General features: G+C 69.1%; 22 protein-coding genes. 10 read left to right on the forward strand and 12 right to left on the reverse strand.

All coding sequences use genetic code 11. From position 1 onward, the window contains the following. Positions 1–133: 133 nt before the first annotated feature. Positions 134–880, forward strand: coding sequence for a thioesterase II family protein (locus IE302_RS08735; RefSeq protein WP_191253635.1), 747 nt, complete (start codon positions 134–136; stop codon positions 878–880). A gap of 3 nt (positions 881–883) precedes the next feature. Here the strand turns inward: IE302_RS08735 and IE302_RS08740 are convergent, their stop codons facing one another. Together IE302_RS08740 and IE302_RS08745 are read right to left on the reverse strand one after the other, a co-directional pair. Continuing rightward, positions 884–1315, reverse strand: coding sequence for a DUF6292 family protein (locus tag IE302_RS08740; RefSeq protein ID WP_191253637.1), 432 nt, complete (start codon positions 1313–1315; stop codon positions 884–886). 100 nt (positions 1316–1415) lie between these two features. Further along, positions 1416–1859, reverse strand: coding sequence for a MarR family winged helix-turn-helix transcriptional regulator (locus IE302_RS08745; protein ID WP_093931904.1), 444 nt, complete (start codon positions 1857–1859; stop codon positions 1416–1418). 114 nt (positions 1860–1973) lie between these two features. Between IE302_RS08745 and IE302_RS08750 the strand changes: the two genes are divergently transcribed. The 3 genes from IE302_RS08750 to IE302_RS08760 all read left to right on the forward strand — a co-directional run bounded on the left by IE302_RS08750 (position 1974) and on the right by IE302_RS08760 (position 4505). Next, positions 1974–2375 (forward strand): DUF5313 domain-containing protein, encoded by a 402-nt coding sequence (locus IE302_RS08750; RefSeq protein WP_191253639.1) that lies wholly within the window; start codon positions 1974–1976, stop codon positions 2373–2375. 271 nt (positions 2376–2646) lie between these two features. Next, positions 2647–3435, forward strand: a complete 789-nt coding sequence (locus IE302_RS08755) for a hypothetical protein (RefSeq protein WP_229907679.1) — start codon at positions 2647–2649, stop codon at positions 3433–3435. A gap of 134 nt (positions 3436–3569) precedes the next feature. Beyond that, the gene (locus tag IE302_RS08760) at positions 3570–4505 is read left to right on the forward strand and encodes an RluA family pseudouridine synthase (protein ID WP_191253643.1); all 936 of its coding nucleotides are present in this window, start codon (positions 3570–3572) and stop codon (positions 4503–4505) included. Positions 4506–4512: 7 nt separating this feature from the next. On the opposite strand, the gene IE302_RS08765 is transcribed toward IE302_RS08760, so the two are convergent. After that, on the reverse strand, positions 4513–5118 hold the full coding sequence (locus IE302_RS08765; protein ID WP_191253645.1) for a LamG-like jellyroll fold domain-containing protein: 606 nt from the start codon (positions 5116–5118) through the stop codon (positions 4513–4515). A gap of 136 nt (positions 5119–5254) precedes the next feature. Between IE302_RS08765 and IE302_RS08770 the strand changes: the two genes are divergently transcribed. Beyond that, positions 5255–5488 (forward strand): hypothetical protein, encoded by a 234-nt coding sequence (locus IE302_RS08770; protein WP_191253647.1) that lies wholly within the window; start codon positions 5255–5257, stop codon positions 5486–5488. On the opposite strand, the gene IE302_RS08775 is transcribed toward IE302_RS08770, so the two are convergent. Further along, a complete protein-coding gene (locus IE302_RS08775) occupies positions 5460–6239 on the reverse strand; it encodes an alpha/beta fold hydrolase (RefSeq protein ID WP_229907680.1) in 780 nt (259 codons plus the stop codon). The two genes, IE302_RS08770 and IE302_RS08775, sit on opposite strands and share 29 nt — an antisense overlap. Positions 6240–6338: 99 nt before the next feature. On the opposite strand from IE302_RS08775, the gene IE302_RS08780 reads away from it, so the two are divergent. Continuing rightward, positions 6339–6965: an alpha-ketoglutarate-dependent dioxygenase AlkB gene (locus tag IE302_RS08780; RefSeq protein WP_191253651.1), complete on the forward strand. Its 627-nt coding sequence runs from the start codon at positions 6339–6341 to the stop codon at positions 6963–6965. A 15-nt stretch (positions 6966–6980) separates the two neighbouring features. On the opposite strand, the gene IE302_RS08785 is transcribed toward IE302_RS08780, so the two are convergent. After that, a complete protein-coding gene (locus IE302_RS08785) occupies positions 6981–8255 on the reverse strand; it encodes a cytochrome P450 (protein WP_191253653.1) in 1275 nt (424 codons plus the stop codon). A gap of 256 nt (positions 8256–8511) precedes the next feature. Here IE302_RS08785 and IE302_RS08790 point away from each other — a divergent pair, with 256 nt between their 5' ends. Beyond that, positions 8512–11637, forward strand: coding sequence for an ATP-binding protein (locus IE302_RS08790; protein ID WP_191253655.1), 3126 nt, complete (start codon positions 8512–8514; stop codon positions 11635–11637). Positions 11638–11664: 27 nt separating this feature from the next. On the opposite strand, the gene IE302_RS08795 is transcribed toward IE302_RS08790, so the two are convergent. The 5 genes from IE302_RS08795 to IE302_RS08815 all read right to left on the reverse strand — a co-directional run bounded on the left by IE302_RS08795 (position 11665) and on the right by IE302_RS08815 (position 16725). Beyond that, complete coding sequence (locus IE302_RS08795; RefSeq protein WP_191253657.1) at positions 11665–12516, reverse strand: ABC transporter permease; 852 nt, start codon at positions 12514–12516, stop codon at positions 11665–11667. Next, positions 12513–13493, reverse strand: a complete 981-nt coding sequence (locus IE302_RS08800; RefSeq protein WP_191253666.1) for an ATP-binding cassette domain-containing protein — start codon at positions 13491–13493, stop codon at positions 12513–12515. The genes IE302_RS08795 and IE302_RS08800 overlap by 4 nt, the downstream gene beginning before the upstream one ends. 24 nt (positions 13494–13517) lie before the next feature. Further along, positions 13518–14090: an NADPH-dependent FMN reductase gene (locus IE302_RS08805; protein WP_191253667.1), complete on the reverse strand. Its 573-nt coding sequence runs from the start codon at positions 14088–14090 to the stop codon at positions 13518–13520. A gap of 329 nt (positions 14091–14419) precedes the next feature. Next, a complete protein-coding gene (locus IE302_RS08810; RefSeq protein ID WP_191253669.1) occupies positions 14420–15319 on the reverse strand; it encodes an ROK family protein in 900 nt (299 codons plus the stop codon). Further along, positions 15316–16725 (reverse strand): APC family permease, encoded by a 1410-nt coding sequence (locus tag IE302_RS08815; protein ID WP_191253671.1) that lies wholly within the window; start codon positions 16723–16725, stop codon positions 15316–15318. Before IE302_RS08815 ends, IE302_RS08810 begins: the two co-directional genes overlap by 4 nt. Before the next feature lie 217 nt (positions 16726–16942). Here IE302_RS08815 and IE302_RS08820 point away from each other — a divergent pair, with 217 nt between their 5' ends. After that, positions 16943–17452 (forward strand): hypothetical protein, encoded by a 510-nt coding sequence (locus IE302_RS08820; protein WP_191253673.1) that lies wholly within the window; start codon positions 16943–16945, stop codon positions 17450–17452. Continuing rightward, positions 17449–18348 (forward strand): hypothetical protein, encoded by a 900-nt coding sequence (locus tag IE302_RS08825; protein WP_191253675.1) that lies wholly within the window; start codon positions 17449–17451, stop codon positions 18346–18348. Before IE302_RS08820 ends, IE302_RS08825 begins: the two co-directional genes overlap by 4 nt. On the opposite strand, the gene IE302_RS08830 is transcribed toward IE302_RS08825, so the two are convergent. After that, a complete protein-coding gene (locus IE302_RS08830) occupies positions 18345–19211 on the reverse strand; it encodes an alpha/beta hydrolase family protein (protein WP_191253677.1) in 867 nt (288 codons plus the stop codon). The genes IE302_RS08825 and IE302_RS08830 overlap by 4 nt on opposite strands. A gap of 151 nt (positions 19212–19362) precedes the next feature. On the opposite strand from IE302_RS08830, the gene IE302_RS08835 reads away from it, so the two are divergent. Next, complete coding sequence (locus tag IE302_RS08835; protein ID WP_191253679.1) at positions 19363–20442, forward strand: J domain-containing protein; 1080 nt, start codon at positions 19363–19365, stop codon at positions 20440–20442. Between the two features lie 158 nt (positions 20443–20600). Here IE302_RS08835 and IE302_RS08840 read toward each other — a convergent pair whose 3' ends face one another. Further along, complete coding sequence (locus IE302_RS08840; RefSeq protein ID WP_229907682.1) at positions 20601–23099, reverse strand: M14 family zinc carboxypeptidase; 2499 nt, start codon at positions 23097–23099, stop codon at positions 20601–20603. Positions 23100–23202 lie beyond the last annotated feature (103 nt).

The following is a 23202-nucleotide window of genomic DNA, read 5'->3' on the forward strand; positions in this document are numbered from 1 at the left end:
TATGGGCCTGCGTCCCAGATTCACACCAGGCCACGACGTGAACAACCCCGCACACGCATGGACTCTTCCTGCGGATTCCCCGTACATTCGAGTTTCGTGCGGGGCATTCCCGCACGGATTGGGGGATTTTTCGATGACAGGGCAGGCTCTCCGCAGTTGGACACGGTGCTTCCATCCGGCACCGGCGGCCGAGACGCGGCTCATCGCCTTCCCGCACGCCGGTGGTTCGGCGAGCGCGTACCGGTCGCTTTCGGCGGCCCTCTCACCGACCGTCGAGGTGCACACCGCCCAGTACCCGGGACGACAGGACCGGATGGGCGAGCCGGTCATCGACGACCTGCACGCCCTTTCCGAGCAGCTGGTGGACGTCGTCGCCGCGCTCCCGAAACCCTTCGCCCTCTTCGGCCACAGCATGGGCGCCATCGTCGCGTTCGAGGTCGCCCGGCGGCTCGAAGCACGCGGGCTGGTCCCGGCGGCGTTGTTCGTCTCGGCCCGCCGCGGTCCGGGCGTGTTCAAGGAGAAAGCGCACCACCTCGCCGACGACGACACCTTCCTCGCCGAAGTCAGCAGGCTCGGCGGCACGGACGCGTCGATCTTCGACGACCCGGACATCCGCGCCCTGGCGCTGCCCGCGCTGCGGGGCGACTACAAGGCCGTCGAGACCTACCGCTACCGGCCCGGTCCCGGCGTGACCTGCCCGGTCGTGGCGCTCGCCGGGGACACGGACCCGGTCCTGGAACTGCCGGACGTCGAAAACTGGCGCGAGCACACCACCGGCACTTTCGAGCTGAACGTGTTCAAGGGCGGGCACTTCTTCGTCGACGACAACATGGACGCCGTCGCCGCGCGCATCCTCGGCAAGCTGACTCTCGGTCCCTGAGCGTCAGGCCCAGGCGGAAAGTTCCTTGGCCAGCGCGGACGGTCCGCCGGCGGTGCGCAACGTGGGCGCGCCGGGCCAGCAATCCTGGTGGTCCCCGGTGCGCAGGGTTTCGGCGAACCGGGCCACCAGGCGGGGCTGCGAGGCCACCGTCCGTCCGCCGAGGTAGGCGACGACGACGTGGTGATCGTCGTCCGCGTGCGTCGCGACGGCGGCGGACCAGCCGTGCTCTTCGTGCCACATCAGGTCGACGTCGCGTTCGGGGAAGCCGGGGAGGCGCCAGTTCAGCCTCAACCGGGCGGTGACCGGGCCGGTGAGGTCGGCCGTACAAGCGTCCATCCCTATACCCAGTGCCGCTGCCACGTCCTCCAGATAGGCGTTCAGCCTGGTCATGAGATCCAGACCTGCTTCCGTGGGCACGGGGGTCGAGGTGGTCACGGTCCCTCAGCTTCCTGTCATTTTGAGTTGGCGTGACGGGAATTACCCACCCCGGCGCGGCTTCACACCCCCATTTCGTCACACCCCGGTTTCGGTTCGCTCAAGCCGTGGCTTCGATGACCCGCGTCAGCGCCTTGTGCAGCGCCTCCAGCTCGGAGACCTCCATTCCGAGCTTTTCCACGACGCGGTACGGGATCTTCTCGGCCTCCGCGCGCAACGCGCGGCCCGATTCCGTCAGCTCGACCGTCAGCAGCCGCTCGTCCTCCGCACTGCGCCTGCGGGTGACGTACCCGATCGTCTCCAGCCGCTTGAGCAGCGGTGACAACGTCGCGGGTTCGGCGCGCAGCGCGGTGCTCAGGTCCTTCACCGCCTGCGGGCCCCGCTCCCACAGCGCCAGCATGACCAGATACTGCGGATGGGTGAGCCCGTGGGGTTCCAGCAGCGGGCGGTAGATGGCGATGACGCTGCGCGAAGCGACCGACAGCGCGAAACACACCTGACGCTCCAGCGCGAGCGGGTCCTCGCCCAGATCGATCGACTTCATCTCCGGCCCTTCCGTGTCCATGCCGCGAATCCTAGCCGTGGCGTGCGCGACACTAAAGATTAGCGTGCTAATCATTAGTGTACTGTGCTCGGTATCGAAGGAAGGAGTCGCCTGATGCCCCCGCCCCGCAAGCGCCCGGATGTGTTCCGCTGGCTGTGGTACTCACTCGGCGGCAGGCTGCCCGAGCGCTACCACGACTGGATCCTCCACGACGCGACCACCGGAAGCTGGCGCTGGCGGCACGTCGCCCGCAGCACGGTGATGATCGCCCCGCTCTGCGCGGTGTGGCTGCTCCTGCCCGGCCCGCTCCCCCTGCGGCTGGCGATCGTGCTGATGGCCGCGCTCGTGGCGTACTTCTATTCGATGGCCTACATGGAGGAGAGCATCGAACACCGGCTCGCCAAGAACGGCTTCCCGCCGGGCATCGGGCGACGGACGCGCGCCGAAGCCACGGCTGTCGCGGAGGCCGAGGTGACCGAGCGATATCTGGCGCGGTATCGCGAGCCGAACTCCTGACGCCGCTGCTCACGCTGCGCGGCGCCGGACGGTTATCCACAGTGGGGCTGGTGTGGCGAGTTGTCCACAGAGCGGCGGAAAGCGCTGTCGCGCGACTGTTCGGAACGCTGACGATCATGGCGTGAAGTCCGGAGACTGGGCCCGTGATCCCGAAGGGCTCCAACAGTACAGCCGAGGCGGCGTGATCACTGTCGCGCGCCTTGGGGAACTCGGCGTCCCGTCAATGACCTGCTATCGCCGGTGCCGCCCGGGAAAACCGTGGCAACGTTTGTTGCCGGGTGTCGTACTGCTGCACTCCGGGACGCCGACGCGGCGGCAGCTGGTCGATGCCGCGCTCCTGTACGCGGGGCCCGACGCGGTCGTGACCGGAGCTGCTTCCTGTCGGCGGCAGGGTCTGCGGGCGTTGCCGGACCATCCATTCCGCGTCCACTTGCTCGTCCCGCACGAACACAAGATCAGCGGTTCCGGTCACGTGATCGTCGAACGGACGATCAGGATGCCGCGGCCGATCGTCGAGGCAGGCGTACCGCTGGCTCCCTTGGCCCGATCGGTTCTCGACGAATGCCGTCGACTCGGCTCCCGACCGGAAGTTTCGGCTCTGCTTTCCGAAGCGGTGCAGCGCGGCGTGAGCCTCTCGGAGTTGTTCGCCGAACTCGATGCCGGAAGCAAGCGAGGCACCGCGATCCCACGCGAAGCGTTGCATCGGATCGCTGAGGGAGCCCGATCAGCCGCCGAGGTCGACGCGATGAGGGTGTGGCGGATGAGCGGTCTGCCCGAACCCCGGTGGAACCACGAACTGCGGGACGAAAGCGGCGAGTACATCGCGAAGCCGGACGGCTACTTCGTGGCGGTCCAGCTGGCCTGGGAGATCGATTCGTACGACTTCCACTTCGAGAGAAAGCAGTACGCCTCGACTGTGGCGAGAAACGGCAGATACGCGGCAGCCGGCATCGCGGTCCTCCAGACCTTGCCCAGCCGGCTGCGAACCGAGCCGAAACAGGTCGCCGCCGAACTTGTCGCGGCCCATCGAGCCGCTGCGGCCCGCGGTGGGGCCGCCTGACCGACCTCGGGTGTTGTGAAGGCCACGTTCACAACCTTCAACGTTACGAAGGTGGCCTTCACAACATCACGGGCCTCGCCTGACAGCCGCCCGCGACCAGGCCGGACAAGGCGTCACGGCTAAAGTGCGAGGTGATGAGACGCAAGCTCCGCCCGCCGCTCCCGCCCCGTCACGGGCTCGACCCCGCGAGGCTCAAGATGCCCGCCGAGGGGCCGTGGACGACGTTGCAGGAGCACCTCGTCGAGCGGCTCCCCCGCGTCGCGCCCGAGCGGATCGAAGAGATGCTCCGCGAGGAGCGCATCGTCGGACTGGACGGGCCACTGGGCGTCGATTCGCCGTTCGTGCCGGACTCGTTCATCTGGTTCCATCGCGATCTGCCGGACGAGGTCGACGTGCCGTTCGAGGTGTCCGTCGTGCATCGCGACGAGCATTTCCTGATCGCCGACAAACCGCATTTCCTCGCGACGATCCCGCGCGGGCGGCACATTCTGCAGACCGCGCTGGTCCGTCTCCGTCGCGAACTCGATCTCCCTCATCTCACTCCCGCGCACCGGCTCGACCGGGTCACCGCGGGCCTCATTCTGTTCGTGATCACCCCCGAAGTCCGGGGCAAGTACCAGACGATGTTCCGGGATCGCTTGGTACACAAGGAATACGAGGCGATCGCGCGGTACGATCCGGACGTCGCGATGCCACGTGAGATCAGCAGCCGCATCGTCAAGGAACGCGGGGTCATCGCCGCGCAGGAGGTCGACGGGCCGCCCAACGCCGAAACCCGCGTCGAATTGATCGAGCACCGCGACGGCCTCGGCCGCTACCGTCTCGTCCCCGCGACCGGCCGCACTCACCAGCTCAGGTTGCACATGAGCGGCCTCGGGTTGCCGATTCTCGGCGACGACTTCTACCCGGAACTGACCGAGACCCCGCTCGACGATTTCACCGAACCCTTGCAGCTGCTGGCGAAGGTCCTCGAGTTCACCGATCCGGTGACCGGGGAACGCCGCCGGTTCGAGAGCGGGCAGACCCTCGAAGCGTGGACGGACCTCGACGCGTGGCGCCGAGGTCCGTGACACCGGCTCACTTACGCCAGAACTTGATCCCGCTCCACGTCACCTTGACCGGCCCGGCGCCGCTGGACGTCCGGTACGCGCCGAACTTGTCGTAGTAGCTGCCGCCGCTGCTGCTCACCGTCTGCTTCAGCGAACCGTTGATGTACACCTTGTGCGTGCTCCCGACCTGGTGCACGGTGTTGACCCGCACCGACGTCCCGACGGTCGCCCCGCTCCCCAGGGTCTCCCCGCCGTGGACGGCGTAGAGCCGCCCGCCTCGTTCGACCGCGAGCATGAAGTACGGTCCGGCGGTCGGCGCGTCGCGGAAGGTCTGTTTCAGGCTGATCCGGGTACCCGCCATGCTGGTGATCCGGAACGAGCCCTCGAACTGCCGGGTCCCGCCGGTGTAGGTCACGTAGCGCCGTTCCGCCCGCTGATCCCCGCTCCCGGTGGAACAGGTCAGCTCGAAGTTCAGCCCGTCGACGGTGCCGCACCCTCGTTCCTGGACGTTGAACGAGGGGTTCTCCGCCGTCCACGGCCCGGTTCCGACCTGGGCGTTCGCCGGCATCGCCGACGCCACCAGGCCGAGAACGGCCGCCGCGACCACCCCGGCGGTCCGAAGTCGTCTCCGCATCCTGCCTCCTGCGCACTCAGGGCGGCGGTGATGGTCCAGACCAGGACCAGGCTGCGACTGTACGAGCGCGAACCGTCATCGGACAAGATGTTGACGCACCGGCGTCCCGCTGATCGGGTAACGACGGTTGTCCAAGATGGACAGACACCGCTCGTGGTCGCAAGAGACCTTGCGGATCATCGCGGACAACCCCGGCCGGCGGGCACAGGAACTCGCCGACCTCCTCGGCCGCGAGAAGGAACCGCTGAAGGTCGGCATCCGCAAACTCAAGGGCCTTGGCTTGACGCTCAGCCTCGAAGTCGGCTACCGGATCTCCCCGCGCGGCGCGGCCTATCTCCGGCTCATCGAGGGTCCCGGTAGAAAGCGCTGAGTTCCGGCACGAGCCGTTCCGGCGGGACACTGTGGAACTCGCCGTCCAGTTCGACCTGCCTCGCTCCCGGGATCGCTTTCGCGGCGGCGAGAGCGGCGGCCTTCAGCCAGTCCGTGCTGCCGTTGCTGTTCACCACGAGGACGGGCGTCGCGATCGAGGCCAGCTCGTTCGGCACCTTCGAGTCACCCATCACGTAAGCGTCGTAGACGAGTGTAGGCGCGAACGACCGGAGCTCGGCCCACATCGGCGTCGCCTTGGCCTCGGCCACCGCTTCCGCCGGAGAACCGACGGCGGACATCATGAAGAGGGCGACGGCGTCGTCCCAGCGATCCGCCGCGACCAGATCGCGCATCTCGTCGGCGTAGCCTTCGGCGACCTCTTCCGTCTCGCCGCGATACGGCGCCTCGAACACCGAAAGCCGCGCCATCGGAACTCCCGCCGCGGCGGCGAGCAGGGCCAGCGCGCCGCCGGAGGAGATACCGTGCACGATCACCGGCTCGTCGAACGCGGCGACGACGGCCGCGAGGTCTTCGATCTCGCGCTCGACCGCGTACGGCGCGACGTCCCCGCTGTCGCCCCGGCCCCGGCGGTCGTAGGTCACCGCGGAGAACTCGGCCGCCAGCTCCGCGACCAGTGGTTCGTCGCCGTGCCGATCGTTGGCGGCACCCGCGACGATCACCACCACCGGCCCCGTGCCGCGTCGTTCGAACGCGATCGGCGTCCCGTCCGCGGACCTGACTGTGTCGATCATGCGGACCATCGTGCCCGGCGTCGCCGCCCGGCGCAGGTCATTTATCCCACTCGAACACGCGTTCGACAAATGATCGAGAACGGGGTAGGTTCGGTTGCCATGACACCCGCGCTTCAAGCCTCGCTCTTCGACGAGTGCGCCGCCCTCGGGCTCGGCTCGCTCGACGGGATGCGGCGCACCGAGCTGACCCGGGGTGCCTGGATCGACGTGCTGCCGGGCTGGCTCGCCGGCGCCGACGAACTGTTCACCCGGCTCGCCGAAGACGTGCCCTGGCACGCCGAACGACGGCAGATGTACGACCGTGTCGTCGCCGTCCCCCGGCTGCTGAGCTACTACCGCGAGGGCATGCCGCTCCCCCACCCGATCCTCACCGAGGCGCGGGAAACGCTCTCGGCGCATTACGCGGACGAGCTCGGCGAGCCGTTCGTGACCTCGGGTCTGTGCTTCTACCGGGACGGGCGCGACAGCGTCGCCTGGCACGGCGACGACACCGGCCGCTCGCGTACCGAGGACACCATGGTCGCGATCGTCTCGGTCGGCGCCGCCCGGCAACTGGCGCTGCGCCCGCGTGGTGGCGGCGAGACGGTCCGGCACGCTCTCGGCCACGGCGACCTCATCGTCATGGGCGGCAGCTGCCAGCGGACCTGGGAGCACGCCATCCCCAAAACCGCCAAACCCGTCGGGCCGAGGATCAGCATCCAGTTCCGGCCGAGAGGAGTCGCTTAGGCCCTACACCTGGACTCAGTCCAGCAGCACGGGCAGCGCGTCGACGCCGTAGACGATCGAGACCTTCCGGAAGCCCACCGCTTCCGGTTCGATCGCCAGCCGCATGTCCGGGAACCGGCGCACCAGCGCGGGATACGCGGTGCGCAGCTCCATCCTGGCCAGTTCTGCACCGATGCACCGGTGGATGCCCCAGCCGAAGGCGAGGTGCGACGTCGGCTCGCGGGTCGCGTCGAACTTCTCCATGTCCTCGCCCAGGACGCCGTCGCGGTTCGCGACGCTGAGCGAGCACAGGACGATGTCGCCCTTCGAGATCTGGACGCCGGCGATTTCCATGTCTTCCTTGGCGAAGCGAGGGAAGGCCATCTGCACGACGGTCAGGTACCGCAGCAGTTCCTCGACGAACTTGTGGACGGCGTCGTCGTCGCCGCGGACGGTGTCGAACAGCGAACGGTCCTTCAGCAGGACGAGCGCGCCGAGGGCGAGCATGCTCGCCGTGGTCTCCAGTCCGCCGGTGAGCACACCGTCGGCGAGGCCCGCCAGTTCACGGTCGTCGATCTCGTCGCCGTGCTCCTTGATGAGCATGCCGAGGAGACCGTCGCCCGGGTTCTCCCGCTGCTTCTTGACGATGTCGTCCAGATAGGACAGTGACTCCGTCATCGCGCCGAGTGACGCTCCCGCGCCGCCGAAGAGGTCGAACCGCGCGGTGCTCAGCCGCTGGAAGTCGTCGCGGTCCTCGTACGGGACGCCCAGGAGCTCGCAGATGGTCAGCGACGGGATCGGCAGGGCGAAGGCCTCCCACAGGTCGACAGGCCCGTCCGCCTTCGCCATCGCGTCGAGCTGGTCGGCGACGATCTCGTCGATCCGCGGCGCCAGCCGGGACAGCCGCCGCATGGTGAATTCCGGCGTCAGCAGGCGCCGCAGCCTGGTGTGCACCGGCGGATCGGCGAATCCGAGCCCGCCGGGGTTCTGGTCCTCGGTCACGCCCGCGTTCCCGACCAGGTTCGTGAAATCGCTGCTGAACTCGGTCACCTTGCCGAGTACGGCCTTGGCCTCGTCGTAGCCGGTGACCAGCCAGGCGTTCATCCCGAACGGCAGGTCCAGCTTGCTGATCGGCTCCTCCGCGCGGATCCGGCCCAGCTCGGCCACCGGATCGAGCCCGTCACGCTTGAGCGGCTTCAGCGCGTTGTCCGGGATGATCGACATCTTGGCCAGGTCGAAGCCGTTTTTCTGCTGACGCGCGAGGTAGCGGCGGCCGATCCACGCCAGCACGCGCGAGCGAATGCTCCCCATACTCCGCACCCTACTCCAGCCACTGGTCACCTGACCTGGCACAACAGGCCCGCGTCGCCCGGCCGGGCACGAATTTCGACGGCTGTTCACCCGCCGTCCCACTCGATTCGTCACGTCCAGAAAGTCGGATTCGGGCCGCGAGGGGTTCCCGGTGGCCGGGAGACCTCGGTCACGGTCGGTCACGACGAACGATCGGTAACGCCTGACATCCGGCGGGCGTCGTGAGATTGTCGGACCCTGCTGGGAGGATTCGGACATGTCACCCTCGCTCATCGGACGCGACCATCCCGCGGGTGTGCTCCGCGCGGAGATCGCCCGTGCCGCCGAAAGCCACGGCGGGCTGGTGCTGGTCACCGGCGAGGCCGGGATCGGCAAGACCACCCTGGTCACCGGCGCCGCCGAAGAGGCGAAGCGCCTCGGTGCCCTGGTGGTCAACGGATCTTGCTGGGACTCGTCGAGCGCGCCGGGCTACTGGCCGTGGACGCAGGTGGTGCGCGGGCTGCGGCGCGCGGTCGGGCAGGGCCGCTGGGCCGCGATGGCGGACAGCGAACTGGACATCCTGCTCGGCGAGACCCGCGGCGACGGCGCGGCGGACGGGTTCCGGCTGTACGACGCGGTGACGAGCGTGCTGGTGGCCGCCTCCCAGGACCAGCCGATCGTGGTGGTACTCGACGATCTGCACTGGGCCGACGCGGCGTCGCTGCGGTTGCTCGAGTTCGCCGCGCAGCACACCTGGTTCGAACGGCTGCTGCTGATCGGCACGTACCGGGACGTCGAGGTCGAGACGACCGATCACCCGCTTCGCTCGCTCATGCTGCCGTTGCTCGCGAAGGCCACTTCGGTCACTCTCACCGGGCTCGAACCCGACGAGGTCGGCACGCTCATGGCCAGGACTGCGGGCGCGGAGCCGGACGGCGCGCTGGTCGCCGAGGTCCACCGCCGCACCGGCGGCAACCCGTTCTTCGTCGAGCAGACCGCGCGGCTCTGGCACAGCGGCGGTTCCGCCGAGACCATCGCGCCCGGGGTGGCCGACGCGTTGCAACGGCGGCTTTCCCTGCTCCCCCAACCGGTTCTCGATCTGCTGACCACCGCGTCCGTCCTCGGCAGGGAGTTCCACCGCAGACTGCTCGCAGGGGTGGCGTCGGCCCCCGTGCCTCAGGTGGACAGGCTGCTCGACCAGGCCGTCGCGGCCCGGCTGGCCGTCGTACTGGGGCAGGGCCGGTTCGCCTTCGCGCACGACCTCGTCCGCGAAACGCTGTACGCGAGCCTGTCCGAAGCGGACAGACGGAAGCAGCACGCCGCGGTGATCGCGACGGTCCGCGAGGCCCCGACGTCACCGGACAGGCTCTTCGCCGCGGACCTGGCCCGCCACGCGCTGCTCGCCGGGCCGGAACTGGATCCGGACCGCGCCGCCGATCTCCTGCTGGCGGCCGCGATCGACGCCACCGGCCGGATGGCGATCGACGAGACGACCACCCATTACCGGCGGGCGATGGAGATCGTCGAGGATCGCCGGCGCCGCGCGGTCATCGCCCTCGAACTGGGCGCTCACCTCACGCGCCACCAGGACTCCGAAGAAGGCCGTGAGGTCCTCGACGCCGCTGCTTCGCTCGTCCACGAACTCGACGACGACGATCTGCTCGCCCGGCTCGCGCTGACCCTCATCCGGGCCGACCACAAGGGACTGCGGGTCGAGGAGACCACCACCCTGCTCACCGAGGCGCACCGGCGGCTCTGTGGCGGTAAACCCGGCGACGAGGTCTCCGTCGACCGGATGACCCAGGAACTGACCGCGCGGATCATGATGACCGCCCGCGACGACCACGACGATTCCGCGCTGCTGTTCGGGCTGTGGGCCCGGCACGACGCGATCTGGGGGCCGGGCACCGCCGCGGAACGGCAGCGGCTCACCGAGGAGCTGATCGCGGTCGGCCGCCGCACGGCGAACCCGGAGCTGGAGCACTTCGCGTCGTCGTTCCGCTGGGTGGCGTTGCTGGAGCAGGGTGATCCGCGCTATCTGGACCAGTACCGGGACTTCATCGCGATGGCGAGCGACAACCAGGTGCCGAGTTCGTACCTGGCGTCGATGATCGACCAGAACATCATCGCCACCCTGCAAGGCCGGTTCGCCGAGGCCGAGGCGTTACTCCGGCAGGTGGTGCACGGCGAGGACGACCACCAGCATCCCTACTTCGGCAATCTGAACCAGTTGCAGCAGTGGGCGAGATGGTGTCTGCAGGGCCGTTTCGGCGACCTCACCGGACTGCACCGGGAGATCGCGCGCAGCGGCTACGGGTACGGCAGGCTGCTGGAGGCGATCACCGCCGCGCAACGGGAAGACGCCGCGGAAGCGGTGCGGCTCACCGATCTCGCGGCCGAGGCGAGGCCGTTCCCGCGCGAACTGGAGCCGCTGTGGCTGCGCTGTCAGGCTCAGGCGGCCGCGCTGTCCGGCGAACCCGATCGATGCGAGGCGGCCCGCGCACTGCTCACCCCGCACAGCGGCGAGTGGGTGGTTTCGCTCTACGGTTGCGAGGTCTCCGGCCCCGTCGACCTGTGGCTCGGCAGGCTCGACCTGGCCCAGCACCGGTGGAACGAGGCGGTCGAGAAGCTGCGGGACGCTGCGCTTTCGGCGGATCGGATGCGGGCCACACCGTGGGCGGTCGAAGCGAAGTCCTGGCTGGCGAAAGCCTTGCTGGGCAGGAATCTCGAAGAGGACTCCACCGAAGCCGCGACACTTCTGTCCGAAGTGGACAGAGAAGCGGACGCGATCGGTATGCGTCACGTCGTGAAAAGGGTCGAGGAGACCCGGAACAGCGCGCAGGCTCCTCCGGCCCGGTTCGCTGAGTTCCGGCGCGACGATGCCGTGTGGACCCTGTGCTTCGACGGCGTCACCGCGCACCTGCCGGATTCGAAAGGCCTGCGGGATCTGCATTTCCTGCTCGGCAGACCAGGTTCGGAGGTGACGGCCGTGCGGCTGCTCGACCCCGAAGGCGGTGAGATCGTGGTCGCCGCCAAGAGCCTCGGCGGAGACGCCGTCCTCGACGACGAGGCGAAGGCCCGTTACCGCGCGCGGCTGGACGAACTCGACGAACTGATCGACACCGCGGCGGGCCTGGGCCAGGACGCCCGAGCCGCCGCCTTGGACCGCGAACGGGACGCGTTGCTCGCGGAACTGCGGTCCGCCGCCGGGCTCGGCGGCCGCACCCGGCGGCTCGGCGACGAGGCCGAACGCGCCCGCAAGACGGTGACCGCCCGGATCCGGGACACCCTGCGCAAACTCGACGAACAGCACCCGGCACTCGCCGCGCACCTGCGCGCGTCGGTCACCACCGGTTCCTCGTGCCGCTACGCGCCGGACGACAAGGTCCCCTGGCGGCTGTAGCCACCAAGGGACCTTGTCACCCCCAGGCTATTTACGGTTGTAGAGCCGCATGGTCAGGGTTCCGAAGACCGCGAGGATGACCGCGCCGGCGATCAGCACCCAGGTGATCTCGCCGCCGTCCCAGTTTCCGTCCATCATCGAGCGGACCGCACCGACCACGTGGGTCACCGGGTTGACCTCGACGAAGGCCTGCAACCAGCCCGGCATCGTCTCCGGGTTGACGTAGATGTTGCTGAGGAAGGTCAGCGGGAACAGCACCATCATGCTGACGCCCATCACGGACTTCTCACTGCGCAGCAGCAGGCCGAACATCGTCCAGATCCACGAGAACGCGAACGAGAACGCCAGCAGCAGGAGGATCGCGGCGGCCACGCCACCGACCCCGCCGCCGGGACGGAAGCCCATGATCAGCCCGACACCGAGGATCACCAGCGCCGCGATGAGGTAGCGCAGCATGTCGCCGAGCAGGTAGCCGACCATCGCGGACGGCCGCCAGATCGGCAGCGTGCGGAACCGGTCGAAGACGCCCTTCTCGATGTCGGTGTTGACCGCCAGCCCGGTGTACATGGTGATCATCAGGATGCTGCTCGCCATGATGCCCGGCAGCACGAACTGCAGGTACTGCGTCGGCGAGCCGGACAGCGCGCCACCGAACAGGTAGGTGAACATCAGCGTCATCATGATCGGGAACGCCGTGACGTCGAACAGCTGCTCGGGCACGTGCTTGATCTTCAGCATCGCGCGCCACCCGAAGGTGACCGAAGCCGACAGCGCGCTCGGGCGCTGAGGACGGTTCTTCGCGATCAGGACGGCGGCGAGATCCTCTGCCTTCGGTGCCGCGAGAACGGGCTCGTTTTCTTTGACTGCCGTGGTGCTCAAGCTGCACTCTCCTCGGAGGTCGCGGTGCGATCGGTGAGGGCCAGGAAGACCTCGTCGAGGCTGGGCTGGCCGAGGGAGAAGGTGTCGACGACGATGCCCGCGCGGGCGAGTTCGGCCAGGGCCCGCGCGGCGTGTTCGGCGGCGCCCTGTTCGGTGCTCTCCCCCGAAAGGCGGGCGCTCAGCGCGACGGGGTCCGGTTCGAGCACGACCTGCGCTTCCAGGTTGCGGACGAGGAGCGCTTCGGCCTCCGGCCGCTGATCGGCCTCGCGCAACCGGACGTGGACGGCACCCGCGCCGACCGACGCCTTCAGCTGCCCCTTGGTGCCTTCGGCGATCACCTTGCCGTGGTCGATGACGGCGATCCGCGACGCCAGCTGGTCGGCCTCGTCGAGGTACTGCGTGGTCAGCAGGACGGTGGTGCCGTGCTGCACGATCGCGCGCACGATGTCCCAGACCTGGTTGCGGCTGCGGGGATCGAGCCCGGTCGTCGGTTCGTCGAGGAAGAGCACGTCCGGGGTGTTGAGGATGCTCGCGGCGATGTCGATCCGCCGCCGCATCCCGCCGGAGTAGTTCTTCACCTGCCGCCCCGCGGCTTCGGTCAGGCCGAACGCCCCCAGCAGTTCCTCGGCTCGCGCGCGGGCGGCCGGTTTGCGGTGCCCGGTCAGCCTGCCGATCAGCACCAGGTTCTCGGTCCCGGTCAGGTCCTCGTCGACCGAGGCGTACTGCCCGGTCAGGCTCACCATGGACCGGACCGCGTCGGCCTCGCGGACGACGTCCTTGCCGAAGATGCGCGCTTCGCCGCCGTTGGGGCGGAGCAGGGTCGCGAGCATCTTCACCGCGGTGGTCTTGCCGGCGCCGTTCGGGCCGAGGACGCCGTACACGGTGCCGGCGGGGACCTTCAGGTCGATCCCGTCGACCGCCCGGTTCTCCCCGAATACCTTCACCAGCCCCGAGGCTTCGATGGCCAGTTCACTCATTTTTCCTTTTCCTTTCAGAAGTTTTCAGCAGACATAGGGGCGCGCGGCGCGCGCATCGCGCAGGGCGAGGCCCCACCAGACGAGCTCGTCGAGCAGGGTGGTCACGGCCTGTCCTTGGCCGTCGGTGTCGACGGGGGTGCCGTCACGGGCGAAGGTGCCGTCCAGGAGGTTGAAGGCGACGGTGTCCCGCATCGTCACCGTGTGCAGCTCGGTGAAGATCGAGCGCAGCTGCTCGACGGCGTAGAGGCCCTGGGACCGGTAGCCGTAGGAGACGAACCCGATCGGCTTCGCGCGCCACTCGTCGTAGGCGCAGTCGATGGCTTGTTTGAGCGACGCCGGGAAACTGCGGTTGTACTCGGGGGTGACGACGACGAACGCCTCCGCCTCGTCGACCAGCCTCGCGAACCGCTTCATGGCAGGTGTCGGCTGCTCCGGCAGCCCGGCGGGCAGCTCGAAGTCGATCAGGTCGAGAAGCTCGACGACGAGGTCGTCCCGGGCTTCCGCGCGGCCGGTGAACCACTTGCCGACGGCGTCCCCCACCCGGCCCTCGCGGGTGCTGCCGATGATCACCGCGACCCGCAACGGACTGTCCGTCATGACCGACCTCCTCTCGCCTCACCCCTTGGGCGCGAGAAAGCCGCCGGGCGTTCGCTAGATCGGATCTAGCGAACGCCCGGCGGCTTCGGTCTGTGATCTCGCTAAGCGTCCAGCGCGGCCGTCCTGGCAGGTCTCGCGATCGCGGGCCAGGGTCCGTGAAGGCCCCCTTCACGCGGCTCAGCCGAGGAAACTCGACCTTCACCACGACCCAAGTACATGAAGGCCCCCTTCCTTGCGCCTAGCGCAAGCAAGGGGGCCTTCATGTACCGCAAACGGGCAAGGGGTCGTGAGCGGTGCACCGGTCAGCGCATAGCTCGCCACCCGACTCGCTACGCGTCCAGCGCGATCGCGATCGCGCCCAGCAGGGACGCGTCCTGGTCGAATTTCGCCGACACCAGTTCGGGCGGAAACGGCACCGCCCTGGCCAGCCGCTCACGCAGCGCGGGCAGCAGGATGTCGGCCGAGCGCACCAGTCCCCCGCCGACGGCGATGCGCTGCGGGTCGAGCGCGATCGCGAGGTTCGCGACGTGCATCGACAGTTCGTCGAGCGCCGAGCCCACCAGGTCCTTGGCCCGGGCGTCTTCCCTGGCGAGGCCGAACAACTCGCCCGCGGTTACCGGGCGGCCGAGCAGCACACTCGCCCGGCCGCCCAGCCCACGCCCACCGACGGCCTCCTCCAGCGGCGCCGCTCCGCTGGCGAACCCGTCGGTGTCCTGCGGTGAGAGGAGGTTGTACCCGATCTCTCCCGCAGCGCCATTCGCGCCGGCCAGCAGCCGGCCGCCGACCAGGACCGCAGCGGCGATCCCGGTCCCCAGTGAGAGGAACACCGCCGGATCGGTGTCCGCCAGCGCCCCCCATCGCCATTCCGCGAGCGCCGCCGCCTTGGCGTCGGTGCCCACCTCGATTCCGACGCCGCCGAACTCGTCGGCGACGAGTTCACGCAGCCGCAGTTCCTCCCAGCCCGGCACGTTGGGTGCCAGCAGGATGCGGTCCTCCAGCACGATGCCGGGGCTGACGACGCCGATCGCGGCAAGGTCGTCGGCGGCGCCTTCGTCGGCGAGCAGTTTCCGCGCGGCGGCGAGCGCACGGCTCACCACCTGCTCGGCGCCCGCCTGCGCGTCGGTGTCGAGCCGCCGGGTGACCAGCAGGCTCCCGGCCTTGTCCGCCAGCCCGATCGCGACCTTCGTCCCGCCGAAGTCGATCCCCAGGATCAGTTCTTCCCCCGTCACTTCCCGTTCCCCTCTGTCGCCCCCGCGAACGATTCCTGAATTCCCTTGGGCCCGAACGGCCATACGCGCTCCGCCTTGGCGTAGGCGGCGAACGCCGCCACGCCGAGCGCGATCCACCCCACCGAAAGCCCGATCGAGAGCCAGGTGGCGGAGAAGTAGATGTAGACCCAGCCGAGCAGCGCGATGATCGTCGGGATCGGGTACAGCCATTGGCGGTACGGCCGGTCCAGTTCGGGCCGCCGTCGCCGCAGCACCACGATCGCCGCGACCTGGGCGAGCGACTGGATCAGCACGAGCACCGTCACCGCCGCGTTGATCACCGCGGTCAGCGTGAACAGCGAGCCGATCGCGGTGATGGCGCCCATCGTCAGGACACCGGCCGTCGGCAGGTTGAGCTTCGGGTGCAGTTTCGCGAACACCGGGAGGAACACCTTGTCGCGCGCGGCCTCGAACGGGACCCGCGAGCCGCCGAGCAGACCGGCGAACACCGAACCGACCGCGGCGATCACGATGAACACGGTGATGACCTTGGCCGTGCCCGTGCCCCACGCCTGTTCCAGCACGGTGGAGGCGACCGACGTGGCGGTCTTCAGCTCCTCCAGCGGGATCGAGCCGAGCACGCCGAGCTGCAGCAGGAAGTACAGGCTCATGATGCCGAGGATCGAGAAGATGATCGACCGCGGCAGCGTCCGGCCCGGGTCACGCACCTCGCCGCCGAGGTAGGCGCTGGTGTTGTAGCCGAGGTAGTCGTAGATGGCGATGATCAGGCCCGCGCCGAGCCCGGCCCAGAACGCGCCGCCGCCGAACGAGAACGCGCCCGGCGTGAAGGCGAACGCTTGCGCGCCGTCGAAATGCGTGAAGGCCGCGACGATCACCGAGAGCGCGGCGAACAGCATGATCGCGAACAGGACGGTGGTCAGCTTCCCGATCTCGCCGATCCTGCGGAACAGCGCCAGCACGATCAGGGCGATGACGCCGAGCCCGATGAGCTTGCCGAGCGTGGTCGTCCCGCCGTCGTCGGCGACCCCGGGGATCAGGTACCCGAGGTACTGGACGAGACCGATGATGCCGGTGGACATGATCAGCGGGATGAACAGCACCGCGCTCCAGGCGAACAGGAACGGCATGAGCCTGCCGGTCCGGAAGCCGAACGCTTCGCGCAGGTAGACGTAGGTGCCGCCGGCGCCAGGGAGGGCGGCGCCGAGCTCGGCCCAGATCAGGCCGTCGGCCAGCGCGATGAGCGCGCCGATGAGCCAGCCGAACATGGCCTGCGGGCCGCCGAGGGTCACCACCATCGCGGGGATGGTGACGAACGGGCCGATCCCGCACATCTGGGTCATGTTGATGGCGGTCGCCTGGAGCGGCCCGATCTTCCGCTCGAGCCCCGGCCGCGGGGATGAACTCAAAACGCGCCTCCCTGTTAGTTAGTAAAGTTTCTTAACATAATTTCGGGCGTGTCGGAAGGCCGGTCCGCAAAGTTGTCGTGCTCCGGTCCACCCGGAATTGCCCGAAAGGGCGGAATCCCCCGGAATACCCCCGAACGGACCAAATCGTTACGTATCAGGGAGTCATCGTTTCGCGTCCTTAGCAAGAAGGGATGTCTTCCCAAGGACGGTGAGGTCCATGAAACGGCTGTTCAGCGCGGCGATGGCGATCGCCGCTCTCGGCTTCGCGACGGCATGCGGAGGAACGTCCACCCCCCGTGACACCGCGCCCTCCGACCAGACCGGCGTCGGGGTGACCACGGAAATCGCCCCGACGGCGTCGGCCGGTCCGACCTCGTCCGCCTCGTCCGGCGGGAACGGCGGTCGCACCGACGATCCGGACCGGCCCGGAGTACCCGGCAGCCCGATCATCTACGACCACACCCGCCTCGGCGCCGCGCCGGAGACCGCCAAGTCGGATATCGAGGGCGACATCCGGAAGGTCTGCGGACCGAAGCTGTGCGGGGTGCGGGTCGTGATCACCGGTTCGGGCGACTGCACCGCGAGCATCACGCTGTCGCCGGTCAAACCCGGCGGGACGGTGACGGTCGAGGCCAAGGCGTGCGCGTCCGAGGTCACCGAAGAGACCACGACCTCGGAGAGTCCGGCGTCCTCCAGTGAACCGCCCGCCGAGACCACGTCCGGATGACGACCCGGCGCGGCCTGCGCCGTCCGGAGCCGAAGGGCGCCGAGCCCGATCCCGGACCGCCCCAGACGCTCAAACTGGTCGGCGCCGTACTGGCCAACACGACCCTGCTCACCGCGTTGCTGTACTTCTTCGGGCTCGTCCAGACGCAGGTGCTCTTCGCGTACTTCCGCGTGCACTACACGCTTCTCGCCCAGACCCCGGACGAGATCTTCGCGCGCGGTGTCGACGGCCTGTACCTGCCGCTGGCAGGTACCGCGGGGACGGTACTCGGGTTCGTGATCGCCGTCCGGATCCTGCGGTTGCGTCTCTCCGAGGGCGCGTGGACCCGGCTGCTGCGGATCTGCGCGCCGGTCGCGGCCGGGCTGGGCGCTCTACTGGTCATCGCGACCGTGCTCGTCGCGCTGAATCCGGAGCCGTTCCGCGACCGCCCCGGCCTGCCGGGCCTCGGCTTCGGAGCCGGTGTGCTGATGCTGCTGTTCGCCTGGCGCCACTGGGCTTCGGCGCTGCGCTCGAGTCTGCTGGAACTCGTCCTGGGCTACGCGCTGGTCAGCATCGGGCTGTTCTGGGCCGTCAGCGACTATTCGGCGGCCGTCGGCACGCGGCGCGGTTACGAGACCGCGGCGCAGCTCCCGGCGCGGCCCGCCGCGACGCTCTACAGCGCCGAAAGCCTCAACCTCACCGACGGCGGCGTCCTCCAGGTGAAATGCGCGGATCCCGACGCCGCCTACAAATACCGCTACACCGGACTGAAACTGCTGCTGCAGTCCGGCGGGCAGTACGTCTTCGTACCGGCGGGCTGGCGGGCGGGCACCGGTGTCGCGTTCGTGATTCCGAAGACCGAGAAACTCCGGCTGGAATTCGGTCCCGCCCGGTCGGTGCCACCGCCCGGTTGCTAGCCCAGGTGCTCCACCAGCCATTCGGTGATCGTCTCGTCGACCCGCTTCGCGACAGGCAGTTGCGGCGCAGGCTCGATTCCGGGGTCGTCGGCCAGCGGGTGCGCGAGACCGGGGACGCGGGTCAACCGGAGGTCGCCGGGCACGGAGTACCGACCGCGCAACGCGTCGACGAGTTCGTCGGCGTCCGTGCGGAACGCGGGGAAATCCTCTTCGCCACTGACCACCAGCAGCGGAACCTGCTTTTCCCTGGCCGAGATTTCACCCGATCGTGCGACGAAGTCGAGGTGATCCGCCGCCTGTTCCGACTCGTCGCTCCAGGGATACGGGTGTTCCAGCAGGCCCTCCACCAGGCCGATCACCGAACGCGCCCGCACGGCGGGGTTGACCAGGGCCGCCGCGCGGACCGGGATCTCCCGGGTGGCCAGGATCGTCAGCGCCACGGCACCGCCGAGGGAACCGCCGACGACGGCCGTCCGGGAGGTGTCGAAGCCGAACCGTTCGCGCAGTTCGGCCAGCGCGGCGGGGAATTCCAGCGCCGCCTGCCGGACGAACGGGTCGACGTACGCGAGCATCGCGTCCCGCTGGGCCCGCTCGACGATGGCGTCCATGCTGCCGTCGATCATTCTCGCGCCGCACAACGGCATTCCGAGGTACACGCGCCACGCCGGCACCCCCGCCAGCGGCAACGCGGCCGCGAAGGCGGCGTCGGAACGCGGGGCGTCGATCATGTGCCAAGCGACGACCACCGGCGCGGAGCCGCTGACCTCGGCCGATGGCGGCAAGACGGTGAACGGCACCCCCGCGGCCGTGCCCGTGACCGGTTCTTCCACCGCGGTCCTTCCTCCTACGCTGTCGATCTCCACGATATCCACGACGCACCGGAGGCGGACCTCGTTCCGCCACAAGCGAAACAGTATGCCCGCGGCGTCACCCCGACGCGCCGCGGAGGTGGTTGCGGATGCCCGGCGGCGGCCGAATAGTGTTGCGGCCCGGCCCTTTGGAGGTGAACCGCCCGTGCCCGAAGTCGACTACTACGAAGTGCTCGGCGTGGGCAAGGCCGCCTCGGACACCGAGATCAAGACCGCGTACCGGCGGCTGGCGAAGTCGCACCACCCGGACACCGGGGGCTCCGCGCTCACGTTCCAGCTGGTCCGCGAGGCCTACGACACGCTCAGCGATCCGATGCGGCGTGCGGGCTACGACGCGGGCGGGCGCTCCGTGCGCGTGCCGATCCGGCCGCGGCCGAGACGCCGCTTCGGCGAGGAACCGGGCTACGAGCCCGAGCCGGTCGTGATCGACCCGGAAGACCTCGAATGGTGGGAATTCGCCGCGCAGGACGGGCGCGTGCGCCACGGACGGCGGCGCGGCCCCGGGCACACCCCGGTCGTGGCGGCGGTCGGCGGGATGGTGCTGGTCCTGCTGCCGGTGCTGACCGGTGTCGGCTTCTCGGCGCCCACGCTGATCATCTGGTTGATCCTGACCGCCGGGACGGCCCTCCTGGTGCAACGGCTCGCGCGCGGCTACCTCGCCGCGTCCCGCGCCAAGAACCGGTTCGCCGCCGAATTCGGCGGGAAACGCGTGTTCGGCACCCCTGGCACCGAGACCGACGAGCTCGCCGAGCGGCTCACCGCCGACCTGCTGGAGCGTTATCTCACCCGGCTGCCCGGTGCGCGGATCTTCCACGGCCTCTCGTGGCCGGACTCGGTGTTCGCCGACGTCGACCACGCGGTGCTGTGCGGGAAGCGGCTCGTGCTCATCGAATCGAAGCTGTGGCTGCCGGGACACTACGAAACCGGGGACGACGACCGCCTGCTGCGCAACGGCCGCGCCTTCCGCGGCGGCGGGAGCAGGCTGGAGGAAAGCCTCGCCGAGTACCGGCGGATCCTGCCGGGGGTCGCGCTGCGCGGGGCGATGATCGTGTACCCGAGCCGGACCGGTGAGATCACCACGGACCCCGGCGATCCCTCCCCCGCGCCGCCGATGACGCCGGAGCAGTTCCTGCACGAGATCGGCGGATGGCTGGCGGCCGAGCCGTCCACTGTGGACTCGGCGACGATGCGGGTGGTGCGGGACCGGGTGGTCGGCAGCGGCTGAGACACGCGGGAGCGCAGGAGCCCGCATTTCGTCCTCTGAATGCGGTAGTTCACGTTGCCAACTACCGCATTCAGAGGACGAAATGCGTACAGGTCCGCGCGTGAAGGCCCCCTTCCCTCGACTCAGCCGAGGGAAGGGGGCCTTCACGGGAAAAGCGCTTACCGGACCGAGCGCTCCTTGTTGGCACGCGCGGACCGGGTGCAGACCTCACCGACGTCGACCGTCTGGCCGCGGTCGATGTAGACGTCCGCGAGCCCGACGAGCTTGCCCTTCGGCGACGTACAGGTCAGCTGGTACGCCTCCTTGGGGCCGTAGGTCGGCGGGATCGGCGACTGGAACGACACACCGCCGGTCCAGTCGTCCACAGTGGACGGATTCGCCTGCGCGTAGTTGACCAGCACGGCCCGGTAGTCCCCGGCGGGCGGGTCGTACAGGATCGCGTGCTCTTCCGTGGTCCCGCCGTTCGCCGACGACGACACCATGTTGCCCGCGGAGTCGAAGACGTACAGGTCCCAGTCGGTGTCCTGGCTGGCCCACTTGACGTCGACGCTGAACTTCCCGTTGTCCACCTTCGGCAGCCCGTCGACGTGGAACGTGAAGCTCTCCGACGTCGGGTCGGTCGGGTAGTTCGTGTTCGCCGCGGGCACGCCCGCCGGGTTGGTCACCGCGATGTTGGCCTGCGCCGGGCCCTGCGGCTCGCGGCCGTAGCGGCCCGCGACGTAGGGACGGGTCGACGGGTTGACCGACCACGCGAACCGGCCACCGGTCGAGGACAGCGACGAGTTCAGGTCGTCGGTGACGTAGATCGGCGGCTTCGTCGAGCCGTCGGGCTGCACCACCGGGGCGGTCGGCGTCTGGAAGGTCTTGTGCAGCTTCAGCTGGTAGCCCTTCGGCGCCGAGCCGATCAGCGTCGAATGCGCCGCCGGGTCGGCGGCGTTGGCCAGCATGTCGATGAAGGCCGCACGGTTACCGCCCTTGCCCGCACCGGCGGCGGGAGCGACGCCGGTGTACTCGGCGACGACACCGGCCTGGAACGGCGGGTGGAACTCGGTGTTGCCGATCTCGAAGGTGAAGCCCCAGCCACCGGTGGCCCAGTACGACCAGTCCTCGGTCGAACCGGTCGTGTCGTAGAGCGCCCACGACGGCTGGCTGGTGTAGCCGTTGCGCGTGGCCATCTTGTCGCCGAGCGCCTTGTACGCCGGCTCGTCGAGCGGCGGGCGGACGGCGGCGACACCCGGGACACGCAGCACCAGGTTCGAGAAGGTGTGCAGCGTGATCAGGTTGGTCACCTGGCGGTTGGACACGATCGAGCGGATGTTCTGCGTCTCCGGCTCGGAGAACGGGCCGGAGCCGCGGAACGTGTCGCTGCGCCACAGGGTCGACGCGCCGGCGCCGCCCCAGAAGCCCGCGTAGTTGCGGTTCGGGTCGGTGCCGCGTTCACGGCCGCCGGGGTTGGCCTTGCAGACGCCGGTCGCGAATTCCTTCGGCGAGTCGTTGACGTTGCAGTTCTTGCGCTTCATCTCGTAGTCGAAGCGCGAGAAGTCGCCCTTGGGCTCGGCCTCACGGGAGATCTCGAAGCCGTCGGGGTTGACGATCGGCACGATGATGTTGCGCGTCCGGCCGACCAGAACGCGGATTTCGGAGTTGTTCCCGGTGTAACCCTTGACGAGTTCGTGGGCCCATTCCATGGCGTGCTCGCCCGCCGGCCACTCCCGGGCGTGGTGCACGCCCATGGTGAAGTTGACGGGTTTGCCGTCCGCGATGTTCTTGACGTCGGTCGCGATCTCGAGACCGACGACGTCACGGCCTTCCCAGGTCGGCTGCGGCAGCGTGAACGCCGTGGCGAGCTTGGGGTTCTTGCGGGCCAGTTCCTTGACCTCGAACTGGTAGTCGTAGAGGTGCCGGTAGCTCGTGCGCCCGGACGGCAGGGTGGAACCCGGCGTCTTCGCGGCGTACTCGCGGTCGGTCTTGGCGTTCTGGATCGACCTGGCCGAAAGGTCGGCGTCGACCACCTTCGACTTGAAGCCGTTGTCCGCCAGCGTCTTGCGGTCCGCGTCGTTGGCGAGGACGACCTCGACCCCGGTCGCGTCGGCCTTCTCGGTGACGTCCAGCCCGAGCCGGAGGAGTTTGTCCTTGTCCTTCTTGGCCGGGGTTTCGACCCGGACCAGTTCGGCGCGCTGCGGCGCGGGCGCGGCGCCGGTCGGGGTCCCCTGCGGCGTGAGCGCGAGGAAGTCGACCCCCAGTACCGCGTCGCGCGTCTGCCCGTCGTACCGGCAGGTCTGCACGACCAGCTTCTGGCCCTTCTTCACGAAGCCTTCGGCGAGTTCGTGACTGCGCAACGCGGCGGACGCGGCGACCACGGCGCCGGTCGCCTGATCGAAAACCGCCAGGTCCCAGTCGCCCTCGGCGCCGCCGCGAGGTGCGAGCCTCGCCTGCAACAGACCGTCTACTGTGGACGTGAACTCACGGCGGTCGGTGCCGGACGTGCCCGGCTTCTGCAACGCGGCGAAACAGGACCGCGCCACGGCCTGATTGGCGCGCACCACGTTGTCCGCGGCCCCCGCCGTCGTGGCCGACGGAAGGGCCACGAAGGTGCCGGCGAGCACCAGTGTCGCCGCCGTCCATCCCGCTCTTCGCCGGTTTGGTGAATACCCCACAGACTGACCTCCTTGGACAGTCCGGTGACCGGGTGAGGTCACCGGTAGCGAGACACTAGACCCGGGAACCCGTCCGAGGGACCCGCCACAAGTCGCCTGCACC

This window comes from Amycolatopsis oliviviridis (assembly GCF_014654365.1).
In the GTDB taxonomy this organism is placed as follows: Bacteria; Actinomycetota; Actinomycetes; order Mycobacteriales; family Pseudonocardiaceae; genus Amycolatopsis; species Amycolatopsis oliviviridis.

What these genes read in the sequence shown, in the direction of transcription:
- IE302_RS08765 (WP_191253645.1), bottom strand. Translation starts at nt 5,118, where the DNA reads ATGCGGAGACGACTTCGGACCGCCGGGGTGGTCGCGGCGGCCGTTCTC.
- IE302_RS08785 (WP_191253653.1), bottom strand. Translation starts at nt 8,255, where the DNA reads ATGGGGAGCATTCGCTCGCGCGTGCTGGCGTGGATCGGCCGCCGCTAC.
- IE302_RS08760 (WP_191253643.1), top strand. Translation starts at nt 3,570, where the DNA reads ATGAGACGCAAGCTCCGCCCGCCGCTCCCGCCCCGTCACGGGCTCGAC.
- IE302_RS08820 (WP_191253673.1), top strand. Translation starts at nt 16,943, where the DNA reads ATGAAACGGCTGTTCAGCGCGGCGATGGCGATCGCCGCTCTCGGCTTC.
- IE302_RS08790 (WP_191253655.1), top strand. Translation starts at nt 8,512, where the DNA reads ATGTCACCCTCGCTCATCGGACGCGACCATCCCGCGGGTGTGCTCCGC.
- IE302_RS08735 (WP_191253635.1), top strand. Translation starts at nt 134, where the DNA reads ATGACAGGGCAGGCTCTCCGCAGTTGGACACGGTGCTTCCATCCGGCA.
- IE302_RS08745 (WP_093931904.1), bottom strand. Translation starts at nt 1,859, where the DNA reads ATGAAGTCGATCGATCTGGGCGAGGACCCGCTCGCGCTGGAGCGTCAG.
- IE302_RS08825 (WP_191253675.1), top strand. Translation starts at nt 17,449, where the DNA reads ATGACGACCCGGCGCGGCCTGCGCCGTCCGGAGCCGAAGGGCGCCGAG.
- IE302_RS08775 (WP_229907680.1), bottom strand. Translation starts at nt 6,239, where the DNA reads ATGATCGACACAGTCAGGTCCGCGGACGGGACGCCGATCGCGTTCGAA.
- IE302_RS08770 (WP_191253647.1), top strand. Translation starts at nt 5,255, where the DNA reads ATGGACAGACACCGCTCGTGGTCGCAAGAGACCTTGCGGATCATCGCG.
- IE302_RS08780 (WP_191253651.1), top strand. Translation starts at nt 6,339, where the DNA reads ATGACACCCGCGCTTCAAGCCTCGCTCTTCGACGAGTGCGCCGCCCTC.
- IE302_RS08750 (WP_191253639.1), top strand. Translation starts at nt 1,974, where the DNA reads ATGCCCCCGCCCCGCAAGCGCCCGGATGTGTTCCGCTGGCTGTGGTAC.
- IE302_RS08805 (WP_191253667.1), bottom strand. Translation starts at nt 14,090, where the DNA reads ATGACGGACAGTCCGTTGCGGGTCGCGGTGATCATCGGCAGCACCCGC.
- IE302_RS08800 (WP_191253666.1), bottom strand. Translation starts at nt 13,493, where the DNA reads ATGAGTGAACTGGCCATCGAAGCCTCGGGGCTGGTGAAGGTATTCGGG.